Here is a 13,666-nt window from a genome sequence, read left to right on the forward strand (position 1 = left end):
GTCAGCCGTCCTTATGGCGCACCTCCAGGTTCGGCATGCCCCAGCATTCGACTCCCATGTCGTGGGCCATCATCGCGAACCCCTCAGTCTCGATCTCGCCGGCCACCATGTGTCGCGCCAGTCCAGCCAGCCATTGCAGGGCCTTGCCGCCACGGCGGCGCGCTCTCGGGTGCAGCCGGCCATAGGGGAACGGCGGGAATACCAGACCTTCCCGGTGCAGATCAGCCTTCACCAGGAGCATGGTGCCGCCCACTGAATCCAACTCCACCAGGTCAGCTCCGCCGCGCAGGTCGTGCATCAGCAGCCGCTGCTGGTCTTTCCAGGCATTCCAGTCGAAGCTGCGGCCGCCATACTCTTTCACGCAATGCGGATGGACGATGTCCTTGCCGGTAGCCAGCATGCGCTGCAGGACGTCGGCCGGGTAGTCGATGAGATCCACGTCGATCCACAATGCCCATTCCGCATTGCCCAGCGCCATGCTGGCCAGGTAGTTGCGGCTGCGGGCCAAGGCCTCTCTCCGTGGCCGTTGATAGCTGGGCGCCCAGCGCGGGACCCCGTCAGGGAGCCGGAATCCGAAGTCGCGCTTCCAGATCCGCGCCGAGGCAAACTCACTTCGAATCTCAGGCAGGCGCGACTCCAGCAATTCGTACGTCCCGTCGGAACTGTCGCCTTCCAATAAGCCCAGCGAAAGCAGGTTGCGCGGGTAATCCAGCCGCCGCAGGCACTGGAAGTATTGGTCAATATGTGCAGCCGCGTCCTTGACCGGCGTGAGGATGCACACCGTGCCCGGCACAACGCCAACTTGCGTCGCGAACTGCTCCACAATCTCCTCCGTACGCCTGCGATAAGGACCCCGCATCCGAAATTCCAGGCGGCAGTCCGCCCGAAATCCGTTCCGCCGATCTGTCCGAGGAGTTCGCGGTGATTCGCGACTGGAACGACACTCGGCCGGATTCTTCCTTCCGCAGAGAACGTCCCAAGTTAACCCAGGAAGCGTCGTGCCCGCAACACAATGTACCCTGGGTAGTTTTAAACGGAGCATCCTTAAACTGTTTTTTATGATGCGGATTGCCCGGCGGCTGCGGCGTCCGCGCTCCCCGCCCGCCGGCTTCCAGCATCCTCGTGCAGGCCCGGCTGTGAAGGCTTCGCTACATTCGCCACCGCGCTATACTGGCCGATTGTGACTTTGTTTCGGCTAGCACGGCCCTTCGCCGTGTTTCTGTTGGTCGTCATTCTTTGCCAGTGGCTAACCGGTGTCTACGGAAAGCTGCTGGATGGCAGCCATGACGAGGCTTCCCATTACCTGACCTCCCTGCTCGTACGCGATTACCTGGCCGGTGGTCTCTCCTGGCATCCCCTTCGTTACGCTGAAAACTACTACCTCCATTACCCGAAGATCGCCTTGGGGCACTGGCCGCCGGTTTTTTACCTGTTGAACGGCTTGTGGCTGCTCGCCTTCCCCTTCGGATCCGGATCACTCTTCGCACTCCTCGCCGTCACCACCGCCGGCTTGACCACCCGGATCTTCCTATATGTGAAGCGCGATGCGCCGGAGTGGGCGGCCTGGCTCGTCGGCCTGCTGTTTCTCACCCTCTCCCCTGTTTACTCATCCTTCATCCAGTTGATGTCCGAACTGGTGCTGGCCTGGCTGGTGCTGGAAGCATGGTTGGCCTTTTCCCGCTGGATGCAGGCGCCAACCATCGCACGCGGAGTGGGCTTCAGCCTCTGGTCCTCCCTCGCCCTGCTAACCAAAGCCCTGGGCGCCGGACTCGCGTTTCTCCCGCCCGCCGCCCTCCTGCTGGCCAGCCGCAGGAACCTCCTTCTGAAGCCTTCGCTGATTCTCAGCGGCTGCCTCGTAGCCGCGGCGGTGGCGCCTTGGTACTTTCTGGCGCCTGGCGCCCGCCATGAAGCGAGTGGACACAAATTCGCCGGCCTGCTGGGTGTGAACCCACCGGCCAGGGTCGCGTCTGACGCGGCGGAGCAGCGCGGCCTGCCCATTCACCTCACCGAATTGGCCTACCGGGCTGAGCGTTCCCTGCGCGCCGTTCCGCTTCTGTTCCGATGGCTGGGGCCCGTTCTGCTGCTCTCTCTTCTCGGCATCTGGCGATCGGCGCGCCTGGGTGATGCGGATGCCCTGGCGGTGGCCGGCTTGCTCCTCGCCTACCTCGTATTTCGCTTCGTTCTGGTGTCGGCGGCCTGGGAGCCTCGCATGCTCATCCCGCTGCTGGCGCCCTGTCTCTGCTTCGTCTGGGCAGGCCGCGCCTACTTCTCGTTCCCTCATGCCTCGGCCGTCCTGGCAGCCCTGCTGATTTGTACCGGCGGCTACAACCTGCACGCCGGACACCGGCCCGTCGGCCATCCCGCCGGAGAAGCCGCCGCCTGGATCGCCTCCAGTTCATCCGCGAAATACCCGGCCATCCTTGTCTCCGGCAGCGGCGCCCTGGAAGGCTCCATCACCGCCGCTGTGGCCGATTGCGACCGTCAACGCCCCAGCCGTTACGTCGTACGCGCCTCAAAGCTTCTCTCTGTCTCCTCGTGGGCCTCGGATGTCTACCTGCCCAAGGCAAACACCGAGGATGAGGTCCTGCGGTCGCTGGATTCCGTACCCATCGACCTGGTCGTACTCTCCCCCCTGACTCCGCGGTCCATGCCCCACTCCGTGCTGCTCGATCACACCGTACGCGCGAACCCTGGCCGCTTTCGCCGCGTTCAACTCCGCGACCAGTCCCTGGAAATCTACGAAATGGTCCGGCGCGAAGACGCTCCCCCGAACAGCGCCCCGAAGATCGACATGTTCCTTTTTGGGCTCGGCCGCAGCCTTTCCACTCAATAAGGAGTGGGCCGTACAGATTGGCTTGGTATCCTGATGGATACCCAATGCCCGATCCATCCCCCGTGTTCTATCCGGTGTCCGAAGCGGTGACCAGCGGCATCCGCGTGGAAGTCATCGCGCGCCACACCCCGGAACACTCCCAGCCCATCCAGGGCAAATGGGTGTTTCAATACACCGTGCGCATCACAAATGAGAGCGCCGAGACAGTCCAACTTGTCAGCCGTCACTGGATCATTACCGATGCTCTGGAGAATACTGAATCCGTCATCGGACCCGGTGTCGTCGGCAAACAGCCCGTGCTCGCACCCGGCGAGTCGTTCAAATACTCCTCCTGGTGCCCGCTGAAGACCCCCACCGGCCGCATGCACGGTACTTACCAGATCACGCGCACGAACGGCGAACAGTTCGACATTGTCATCGCCCCGTTCGCGCTACGCGCCCCGTACACCATCCACTAAGCGCCGCCCGTCAACTCTTGTAACGACTTCGTCAAAACGCGGTTGAGGCTTGCTCTCACCCTCAGGCATCGGTATGATACCCCTATAATATCTATGCCTAAGAAAGAAATGCCTGCCGGCGCATTGATCCTGCTCATCCTGCGCGTGCTCCAGTCCGGCCCCGTGCACGGCTATGCCATCGCCCAGAAAATCTACGTGCTCTCCTCGGAAGTTCTCCACGTGGAGGAAGGCTCACTCTACCCCGCGCTGCAGAAGATCCTGCTGAAGGGCTGGGCGACTTCCGAATGGGGCCTTTCCGAGACCAACCGGAAGGTCCGCTTCTACAATCTGACCCCCGCCGGCCGCCAGCAACTCGAAGCCGAGCTCGCCGATTACAGCCGCGTGGCCGAAGCCATCCAATCCGTCCTGAAGACCGCCTGACCGAGGGACCCATGAGCGACTTCTTCCGCCGTATCCGCTACCTGCTGAACCGCCGCCGGATGGACGCCGAACTGGCCGGCGATATGGAGTTCCACCGCGAAATGGCCCAGCGTGGTGGCCGCCACAACTTCGGCGACACGCTGCGCCTGCGCGAGGATGCCCGTGAAGCCTGGGGCTGGATGTGGATCGACCGTCTCGGCCAGGATCTGCGCTACGCCTTCCGCGTGCTGCGCAACGCGCCCGGGTTCACCCTGGCGGCGGTCCTGATGCTCGCGCTGGGCATCGGAGTGAATGTCGCGGCTTTCGGCTTCTTCAATCTCATCGTGTTGAAGCCGCTGCCAGTGCGCGATCCGGATACGCTCTTGCGCTTTAAGCGCAGCGCGCCGGAGCGCTATGCCTACTCCCTGCCTTATCAGGAAATGGCCTTCGTCCGCAGCCACGCCAAAACTCTGTCCGCGATGATGGCCCTCAACACGGCGCGATTGACCATGGAAGGCAAGGAAGGCCCGGCCTCGGTCCACTTCGTCACCACGAATTTCTTCAGTGAACTGGGCGCGGCGCCGAAGTTCGGCCGGCTGCTGGACGCGGCCCGCGACGACGCTTCGGATGCGCCGCTGGTGGCGGTGCTGAGCTACGGCTTCTGGCGCAGCCAGTTCGGCTCCGATCCCTCTGTCGTGGGCCGGACCGTTCGCCTGAACGGCAGGCTGCTGGCGATCGTCGGCGTCGCCGCGGAGGAGTTCAGCGGCCTCAGCATGGATAAGCCGGATCTGTGGGCTCCGCTCGTCCAGCAACCCCAGATCGTCACGGGCAGCCACCTGCTCACCGAGTTGAAAGAGGGTGTCGGGGTGCGGACCTGGGGCCGCATGCAGCCGGGCGTCACACCCCAGGGCGTGGAGCAGGAATTGCGCTACATCATCGCGGAGTTCCGGCAGCAGCATCCGGCCGAGATCTGGGAGAAGGAATCTCTGGCCAGCCAGCCCGGCGGCTATGCAAAGAGCCTGATGATCGGCGACCGCAGCGGCACCGGTACGGAACCGTCCGACAAACTATATCCGCTGGCGGTGCTGATCGGGTCGCTGGTCTTCCTCATTCTCGCGGCCGCCTGCAGCAACCTGGGTGGGCTGTTGCTGGCGCGCGGAGTTTCGCGCGAACGGGAGATCTCGATTCGTACGGCCATTGGCGCCGGGACGGGCCGGCTGATCCGGCAGTTGTTCACGGAGAGTGTGGTGCTGGGACTACTGGGCTCGGCCGCTGGCTTGGCTCTCGGCTTTGTCGTGTTGAAGCTCATGATTGCCTGGACCGGGGCGCCCGACTGGCTGGACCCGAGTCCGGACTGGCCTGTGACTGCTTTCGCGACCGGTATCGGCTTCGTGTCCGCGATCCTCTTCGGACTCGCGCCCGCCATCCAGGTGGCCCGGCAGCGGCACCGGTCCACGTTCTCGAAGCAGGTGCTGATCGGGGCGCAGGTGGCGGCCAGTTGCGTCCTGCTCATCGTGGCGGGCCTGCTGATCCGCGCCTTGGACCACGCGTTATCTGCGAGTCCGGGCTTTGAATACGAACAGGCCATTGCGGTGATGCCCGGCCTGGGCTCACATGGCTATACACCGGAACAGTCGCGAGCCTATGTCGACGCGTTGAAGGACCGCATACGGGAACTGCCAGGGGTGGCTTCGGTCTCCGCCACGGCGACACCGCCGCTGGCCGGCAGCAATGTGATGGTGGTGGGCGTCACCATCGATGGACGGCACATGGATGTTCACTGGAATCGCGTCGATCCCGGGTTTCTGGAGACGATGAAGATTCCGATCCGCGCCGGGCGGACGCTGACGTCCTCCGATGCGGCTGGGATTCTCATCAGCGAGAGCCTGGCCCGGAAGTCGTGGCCCAACGAGAACCCGCTGGGGAAGCACTTTCTTTCCGGAGAAGACGCGGCTGGCGCGCAAGTGCCGTACACAGTGATCGGAATCACCCGGGATGCGCGGATGGATGCGATGGAAGATCCGGACGCCGTGGATGCGTACATGTTGCCCGGCAAGGAAGATCTGACGAAGATGGCCGTTGTGGTGCGCATGTCCGGCTCGCTGGAGTCGATTGTGCCGGCTGTTTCCTCCATAGCGCGGTCCATTGATCCGCAGGTTCATCCGCGGGTCCAGACACTCAAAGGCGCCTTCCGCCAGAAGATGGAAGGCATCGAGCGGGGGACCGCCGCCGCCGCCGTCCTGGGCGCCAGCGCCCTGCTGCTGGCCTGTCTCGGCATCGTCGGTCTCGTCGCCTACGCCGTCTCCCGCAAGATGAAGGAGATCGGCATCCGCATGGCGTTGGGCGCCCGGCCCAGCCATATTCTCTCGCTGGTGCTGATGCAGTTCTCACGACCGGTGGCTGCCGGCCTGGTCGTCGGCATCGGGGGCGCCGCCGCACTCTCTGACCTGCTGCGCCGGCAGTTGTTCGGCATCAGCCCGCTGGACCCTGTCTCCTACCTCGCCGCCACGGCGCTGTTCGTCGCCACCGTGGTCCTGGCTGCGCTGATCCCCGCGCGCCGCGCGCTCCGGGTGAATCCAACGAATGCCCTGCGCTGCGACTGATTCCTGGCCGAAATAGGAAAAGGCCCCGGGGATCGCGCCCCGGGGCCTTTCGTTCTGAAGGGTAGTCCTTACTTTTCCGGAACGATCTGCAGCCCGTCCACCGCCACTGCGCCGTTGGTGCCCTGGTTGGTCACCGTGACTGTGAACTCGGCCGGCAGGTCGTACGTCCCCATCCAGTCGGCCGGCTGCCGCTGGTTCACCGTGGCCTGATACTTCTTGCCAGCGCCGGAGATCTCCACCGGTACATTCGACGCCTGCTTGGCGAAGGGCGGATACAGCAGCTTGACGCGGTAGCGCCCTGCCTTCTCCATCTTCACCGTGAACTGCGCCCGGGCTTTGCCGTCCCGCGCATCCATGTCGTCGAAGTAGGAAGGACCCAGCCTCGGCTTGTGAGCGCGGCTCCCCTTCCAGGCCGGAGTCAATTCGGCGAACTGGCTGTCGATTACGGTCCCTTCCAACTGCCGCGGATCGATGTCGCCCTTGCTGAGAGCCGCCGGAGCCTCCAGCACCTGCTTGTCCGCCAGCAGCCGCTCGCGCAGCTTCGCATAGGGAACATCCTGCACCGCCAGCCCGCTGTCGATCGCCATGACGGCCGCCGTCGCAGCCGACTGGCCCAGCACCATGAATACCGGCTCCATGCGGATGGATCCGTAGGCGATATGCGTCGCCGACAACGCCACCGGCACCAGCAGGTTCGACGCCTGTTCCTTCTTCGGAGTGATCGCGCGGTAGCCCACCGGGTAAGGCGGGAAACCGCCCACCTGGACATTGCCTTCGTTCCGCACAAAACCCGCCTTCGTCACATAGCGCTGGACGTTGTGAGAATCCATGCCGTAGGCGCCCATGCCCACGGAGTCTTCCACAATTTCCCGCGCCATCACGTGATGCTCGGTCATTACCAGCGCGCCCACCATGCGCCGCGCTTCGCGAATGTAGAGCTGCGTCGGCCAGCCGCCGTTCTCCAGGAATTCGTCCTTCGGCAGCCCCCACTGCTGGTAGTACTCACGCAGCTTCGCCGGCACGCGCGGGTTGTTCTGCAGGGTCCACATGTAGCCCTTCTGATACACCTCGTGCCGCTTGTTGATCTTCTCCCGCTCCGCATAGCCGGCCTCGGGGTAGTTCCAATCCGCACCCATGTAATCCGTGGAGACCGCACCATGGTTGTTTGTATCGGTCTTCATGTTGGGAATCGGATCGTACTTGCTGGACGGCTCGTGGTACTTGCCCGTCTCGGCGAACCGCAGCAGCAGCTCGTGATCCTTCTCGTCATAGCCCGCCGGCTTCTCGATCGGCAGCCGGTTCTTCGGATCGTTCGTCAGGCACATGCGGTAGCAGTAAGCCTGGATCCGCTTGTCGCCCTTGCCCTCTTCCCCTGGTCCTGTCGGATCGATGATCGGCAGCAGGCCGCTGTCGGGCTTGCCCTTCACAACGTACGGATCGACATTCGCCCCTTCCGGGAACTGATGGTAGTGGAAATGATTCGGCTGCGAACCATTCCAGGTCTCCTTGTAGTCGGAGTTGTTCTCCCGGCCCACGGCATACGACACACCGGCCATCGCCATCAGGTCGCCTTCATACGTGGCATCGATGAAGACCTTCGCCTCATAGCGCGTACCATTCTCCAGTACGATCGCCTTGATGCGGCCGTTCTCCTTGACCACGCCCTTGCCCGGGCTCAGGTCCAGCCGGGCCTTCTGGATCACCTTTACGCCGGCTTCGGCCAGCATCTCCGAGTACAGCGCGCTGGCCACTTTGGGTTCGAACGTCCACATCGCGTCCTCATCCTTGGCGTTCTGGCCTTTCCGCCGGTCGAAGTACTGGTCGCGCGTCTCCGATGTCCACAACTTCGGCTCTTCGTACTTCTTCTTGATGCGCTGGTAGAACTCGCGAGCGATGCCGCCCACCACGATCTTGTTGCCGATGTCTGTCCAGCTCAAACCACCTGTCGTCAGGCCGCCGATGTGTGTGCCCGGGTCCAGTACGACCACCGACTTGCCCATGCGCCTCGCCTGGATGGCCGCGGCCAGCCCGCCCGACGTTGCGCCGTAAATGAGGATGTCTGTTTCCGGTCCGTTGCCGCTACACGAAATAGCAGTCAGCGCCAGGATAGGCGCCAGCATTGCCGCGAATCCGCGACGCAGTAGTTTCTTCGTCATGGGTTGATCCTTGATTTACTACTTCGCCGCCCGGCGCCCCCACGGCACGGGTCCTTTTCTGGCAGCCGGGGCATAGCGCTTCCTGATCGCGGCCAGGCCCTGGTTCTGGAACTCAATGCCCGCCTCGAACACCGCGCCTTCATCCTTCAACTTCTTCTGCAGCTCCGGGATGTTGATGTCCTGCAGCGTGGATCCCGCGCGGATCGCCAGTGCCGCGGCGATGCCCGCCGCATGGCCCAGAATCATATATTGCGGCTCCATGCGCATGCTGGAGTATGCGATATGGCTGGCCGAAAAACATACCGGCACCAGCAGGTTTGCCACTTCACTCTTCTTGGGCACCAGCACACGGTAAGGGATCTGGTACGGCTGCACCGGCACCTCGACGTTGCCCTCGTTCTCCACAAAGCCCTTCGCGTTCACAAACCGCTGCAGGTTGTGCGAATCCGAGTTGTAGCTGCCCATGCCGATAACATCGGGCTTCGTCCGCTCAGTTTGCAGGTCCTTCTGTGTCGACACAAACTCGCCCACCATCCGCCGCGCTTCGCGCACGTACAGCTGGTTCGGCCAATGGTCTGTATCCGCGAACTCGTCCTTCGGCAGGCCGTAGCTCAGGACCTCCTCCTGCAACTCCTTCGGCACCCGCGGATCGTGCGCCAGGAAGTAATAGAAGCCCTTCTGGTAGTCTTCGTGATCCTTCCAGATCTTCTCGCGCTCGGCATACGTGCCTTCCGGATAGCCGTAGTTCTTGCCGATGTAATCCGTCGAGAAACCGCCGCGATTGTTGAGATCGAGCTTGCCATTCGGGATGATGCGGAACAGCCCCACTTCATTGAAATTGACCGGCCGGCCCATATACTTGGTCATCGCGGTGAGATATTTCGCCAGCAACTCATACCGCTTCGGATCGTAGCCGTCGGGCTTCGGCCAAGGCAGCCGGTTCTCCGCTACGTTTGTGGCGATCACCCGGAAGTTGTAGGCCTGGATCCGTTTGTCGGCCGTGCCCGGTTCACCGCGCGGCTCCGCCGATACTTCCGGCAACAGCTTGCCCTGCTCGTCGCGCGCCGGGATGTCCACCGCGAACTGGTGGCTCTCCGTCACCGCACGCACACCGGCCAGCGATTCGCCATATTGACTGATGCCTTCGCGGCCATAGGTGTAGGTGACCTTCGACTGCGCCATCAGGTCGCCTTCATAGGTGGCGTCGGCGAAGACCTTGGCCCGGAACCGCGCGCCGTTCTCCATCACGATCTCGGTCACGCGCGAACCCTCGCGCTTCACGCCATCTTTCTCACGCAGCCGGTGATGCTCCAGCAGGGTGACGCCGACTTCCTTCAGCATGTCGCGCATCAGCTTCTCAGCGACGCCCGGCTCCGGCATCCAGGAGAGTTCCTGCAGGTGCCGGTCCATCTGGTAGCGCTGGCCCGCGCGAAAGTAGAACTCCAGCGACAGTCCGCCAATCACTTCACGGCGGCCGACGTCTGTGCCCGACAGGCCTCCACTGATCATGCCGCCGATGTGGTTTTTGGGTTCCAGTAGCGCTGTCTTCAGGCCCTGGCGAGCTCCAGAGACGGCGGTGGCAAATCCGGCGGCTGTGCCGCCATAGACGACTAGGTCATATTGCTGCTGGGCAGCGGCCGAAGCCGCTGCCAGCAGGAGAACAAGGAACATTCTCATGGATTGGATCCTCGCTCAGGTTATTAGAACGTCAGGCGCATGCCAAGCTGCATGCGGCGCGCTTCCAGCGAACTGAAGATGCGGCCGAAGTTGGCATTGGTGTTCACGCCCGCGGCGTTCGGCGAGAAGTTCGTGTCCGGGCCGTTCAGGTTGACGGCATTCAGGGCGTTGAACATCTCCCAGCGGGTTTCCAGACGGTAGCGCTCCATAAACTGATAGGTCTTGAAGATGGAGAAGCTGACGTCCAGCAGGCCCGGCGTCCGCGTGCTGGGCAGCGTGCGCGGCGCATTGCCAATCACGAAGTTGGCGGGATTGCGGAAGGCGTCGGTATTGAACCACTTGTTCGCCGTCTGCGAGCCGCTGGGCAGCGAAGGATCCGCCACCAGGTCCGGATAGTTGATACCCGTGAAGTTGTTGCTGCCGCGTACCACCAGCGGAGTGCCGCTCTGGATGGTGGCAATGCCGTTCAGCTGCCACCCGCCCAGCGCCGCATCCACCACCCGGTTCATGCCGCTGCCGAACTTCTTGCCGCGGCCGAAAGGCAGTTCCACCACGCCGCTGGTGACCAGGCGTTGTGAAACGTCATCCTGGTCGATGGCGCGATCCAGCCGGCGGTTGTACGCGCCGATGCGGAAGTCCGCCGCCGAAGTGCCGTTGCCGCCGCCGCCGATGCTGATCGTGTCGGACATCAGCTTGCTCTTCGTGTAGCTGGCCAGGGCCGAAATGCCGGACGAGAAACGCTTCTCCACCAGCACCTGCAACGAGTGATAAGTGGAGCTGGCATTGTTCGCCGCAAACGTCGTCACCGACTGGTAGTCGGGGAACGCCCGCAGCAGCACCTGCTTCTGTACCGTGGCGCCCGAAAGCGCGCCCGACGTGATCTGCCCGAAGAAGGGATTCTGCACTGTCGTCTGCAGGTCCAGACCCATCGCGAAGTACTTCGGATCCAGCTGATTCAGGTTGTAGTTGCCGCCAAACAGCTTGACGCCGCGGCTGCCGGCATAGACGGCGCTGGCCGTCCAGCCTGCGAACAGCGAACGCTGAATCGTGAAGTTCCACGACTCCACATATGGCGTCAGCCCGTGCCGGTCCTGATACTGCCCATTGAAGCCGCGGAAGGCCGAAGGGCCGCCCTTGGCGCCGGACGGCTGCAGGATCGTCGACGGACCCTGGCTGAACTGGAACGCCTTCACCGGCACGCTGCCCGAACTCGTGAACGGGGTATCGATCGAGAACCCCAGCGCATTCGAGTTGTCACCCTGCGTGTGGCCGATCTCGGAGATCGTGTAGATGATCCCGTACCCGCCGCGGATCGCCGTCTTGCCGTCGCCCTTCGGATCCCACGCGAAACCAATGCGCGGTCCGAGGTTGTTCTTGTCCAGGTCTACATAGCTGGACGGAACCCCATTCACACCGCTGTAGGTCATGATGCCCGGCATCTTCGTCTCGGGATTCATCACGAACGGATCGAAGCTCGAATGCCGGTCGTGCAACTCAGTCGGTCCGCCGCTCACGTCGTAGCGCAGCCCAAGGTTCAGCGTGAGCCGCCGTGTGATCTTCCAATCGTCCTGGAAGTAAATGCCCAGCGGCAGCGACCGGTATTGGAAGAACGGGCGGAAACCAATCTGGCCGCCGCCAACTTCACCCAGCAGATACGAGGCCATGCCGAAGCCCGTGTTGGCCGGAACCAGCGGATTGCCTGTCAGCGAAGCGCTGAAGTCGAAGCGGCCCGAGGGATTCGACCGGTTGATGAAGCTCAGCCGCGACCAGCGCAGGTCGAAGCCAGTCTTGAAGTTATGCTTGCCGCGGATGAGCGTGACGCTGTCGACGATCTGCACGTACTGCTGCGCGCGCAGGCCGGCCGAAAAGCTCGGTTGACCGATGGTCATCAGGCCGGAGATCTGCACCGGCGGGAACTGGTCCTGCGGAATCTGCGAGGGGTAGCCGAGCTTGGCGGGCCATCCCTGGTCAAAGCTGGGGTGCTTGAAAGGCAGCCACTGCCGTGAACCCGCCAGGCGGAAGTCGTTCACGATCGAAGGCGACACGACACGCGTGTAGCTGAAGATCGCGTTGTGGTTGTCACGCTGGTCGTCGCGCGCCACGGAATCGGCCTCTTCCAGCCCATACCCGCGATTGCGCAACGTGTTGCGCGTTCCCGAATAACGGAAGAACAACATGTCCTTGTCCGACATGCGGTGGTCGACTCGAGCCGTCGTCACGCCCTGGTCGGAGCTCGACGGGATCAGCGCGATGAAGTTGTTGGCCCCTGTGTAAGGATCGGTCGCCGTGGCGTTCGCCGCCGGCATGTAAGCCAGAACCCTTTTCGACAAAGGATCAACGCGGTTGGCCGGCACAATGTTGCCCGGGAGCGGATCACGCACATAGCCTGAGCCATTCGGATTCGCACGCGTCGTCGCAGGATCGAACAGGGGGATCAGCGCACCGGAACCGTTGCGCAGGTTCGAGAAATCGCCCTCGCGCCATTCGGGCTTGGCGACCGTGCCCAGCCTCGGCGCGCCTGTCGACCGCCATTTCCACTGCTCATACCCGGCAAAGAAAAACGTCCGGTTGCGCCCGTCATAAAGCTTCGGGATCCACACCGGACCGCCCACCGTCCCGCCGTACTGGTTGTACCGCAGCACCTGCTTGATGCGCCCCGTACGAGGATCCGGCTGCGTCGAAAACGCGTTGCGCGCGTCAAACGCATCGTTCCTCAGAAACTCATAAGCCGACCCGTGAAACTCGTTGCCGCCCATCTTCGTCACGACGTTGATCACGCCGCCCGAAGTCTGGCCGTACTCCGCCTTCAACGCATTGGTCTCGACACGGAACTCTTCCACCGAGTCCGACATCGGCACCACCGCGATCTCGTTGTGCACCGGCGCCGAGTTGACGCTGCCATCCAGTAGGAACTGGTTGCCATACGCCGGGCCGCCGTTAATGCGAATCTGCGAGAACGTCTGGTTGTTGACCTCGGCAAAACCGTCGGTAGAAGCCGTGCGCGGCTGCACGCCCGCCACAATCTTTACCAGGTTGAATACGTGCCGGCCGTTCAGCGGCAGCTCCTCAATGCGCTTGCGCTCCACGGTCGCGCCCAGGCTCGAGTCCTCTGTCTGGACTCGCGGGATCTCAGCCGTGATATTCACGCTTTCGGTCAGCGCGCCGACCTCCAGCGCGATGTCCACACGCAGGCGTTGCGACACTTCAATAGTGATATTGGTTTGGTTGAAGGTCTTGAAACCGGGGGCGGTGGCTGTCAGCTCAAACCGTCCTACGGGCAGTTGGGAAATGGAATAAGTGCCATCGGACGAACTGGTGCCCGTGTACTTCAGATTCGTAGCTACAGCCGTCGCCGTGACCGTGACATTCGGGACTCCCGAATTCTGCGGATCCGAGATGGTACCCGTGATGGTGCCCAGGGCCGTCTGGGCAGATAGCGACGCGGATAGTAATATGGTAGCCAGAACCAGGTGGGTTGATCGAAACATAGATTCAGCTCCTCGGGGCCAAGTCTACGCGGAGACGCGGTCCCGCTTAGGC

At 62.9% G+C, this 13,666-nt stretch carries 8 protein-coding genes; 4 read left to right on the top strand and 4 right to left on the bottom strand.

Features of this window, described 5'->3' with window-relative positions; translation table 11 throughout:
- Nucleotide 1 precedes the first annotated feature (1 nt).
- Nucleotides 2-859: a hypothetical protein gene (locus ACR9Y2_RS27635; RefSeq protein WP_435045104.1), complete on the bottom strand. Its 858-nt coding sequence runs from the start codon at nucleotides 857-859 to the stop codon at nucleotides 2-4.
- Nucleotides 860-1,186: 327 nt separating this feature from the next.
- Here ACR9Y2_RS27635 and ACR9Y2_RS27640 point away from each other — a divergent pair, with 327 nt between their 5' ends.
- The 4 genes from ACR9Y2_RS27640 (at nucleotide 1,187) to ACR9Y2_RS27655 (ending at nucleotide 6,293) form a co-directional block, all read left to right on the top strand.
- Nucleotides 1,187-2,833, top strand: coding sequence for an ArnT family glycosyltransferase (locus ACR9Y2_RS27640; RefSeq protein ID WP_435045105.1), 1,647 nt, complete (start codon nucleotides 1,187-1,189; stop codon nucleotides 2,831-2,833).
- A 44-nt stretch (nucleotides 2,834-2,877) separates the two neighbouring features.
- Nucleotides 2,878-3,291: a Co2+/Mg2+ efflux protein ApaG gene (apaG, locus tag ACR9Y2_RS27645; protein ID WP_435045106.1), complete on the top strand. Its 414-nt coding sequence runs from the start codon at nucleotides 2,878-2,880 to the stop codon at nucleotides 3,289-3,291.
- 93 nt (nucleotides 3,292-3,384) lie between these two features.
- Nucleotides 3,385-3,711 (top strand): PadR family transcriptional regulator, encoded by a 327-nt coding sequence (locus ACR9Y2_RS27650; protein ID WP_435045107.1) that lies wholly within the window; start codon nucleotides 3,385-3,387, stop codon nucleotides 3,709-3,711.
- 11 nt (nucleotides 3,712-3,722) lie between these two features.
- Nucleotides 3,723-6,293 (top strand): ABC transporter permease, encoded by a 2,571-nt coding sequence (locus ACR9Y2_RS27655; RefSeq protein ID WP_435045108.1) that lies wholly within the window; start codon nucleotides 3,723-3,725, stop codon nucleotides 6,291-6,293.
- A gap of 68 nt (nucleotides 6,294-6,361) precedes the next feature.
- Here ACR9Y2_RS27655 and ACR9Y2_RS27660 read toward each other — a convergent pair whose 3' ends face one another.
- Genes ACR9Y2_RS27660 through ACR9Y2_RS27670 form a run of 3 tightly spaced genes read right to left on the bottom strand, consistent with a single transcriptional unit; the run spans nucleotide 6,362 to nucleotide 13,614 of the window.
- Nucleotides 6,362-8,449 carry an FAD-dependent oxidoreductase gene (locus ACR9Y2_RS27660; protein ID WP_435045109.1) on the bottom strand — a complete coding sequence of 696 codons (2,088 nt, stop codon included), beginning with the start codon at nucleotides 8,447-8,449 and terminating at the stop codon, nucleotides 6,362-6,364.
- A gap of 18 nt (nucleotides 8,450-8,467) precedes the next feature.
- A complete protein-coding gene (locus ACR9Y2_RS27665) occupies nucleotides 8,468-10,126 on the bottom strand; it encodes an FAD-dependent oxidoreductase (RefSeq protein WP_435045110.1) in 1,659 nt (552 codons plus the stop codon).
- Between the two features lie 23 nt (nucleotides 10,127-10,149).
- Nucleotides 10,150-13,614: a carboxypeptidase regulatory-like domain-containing protein gene (locus tag ACR9Y2_RS27670; RefSeq protein ID WP_435045111.1), complete on the bottom strand. Its 3,465-nt coding sequence runs from the start codon at nucleotides 13,612-13,614 to the stop codon at nucleotides 10,150-10,152.
- Nucleotides 13,615-13,666 lie beyond the last annotated feature (52 nt).

Source organism: Paludibaculum fermentans (assembly GCF_051172195.1).
In the GTDB taxonomy this organism is placed as follows: domain Bacteria; phylum Acidobacteriota; class Terriglobia; order Bryobacterales; family Bryobacteraceae; genus Paludibaculum; species Paludibaculum fermentans_A.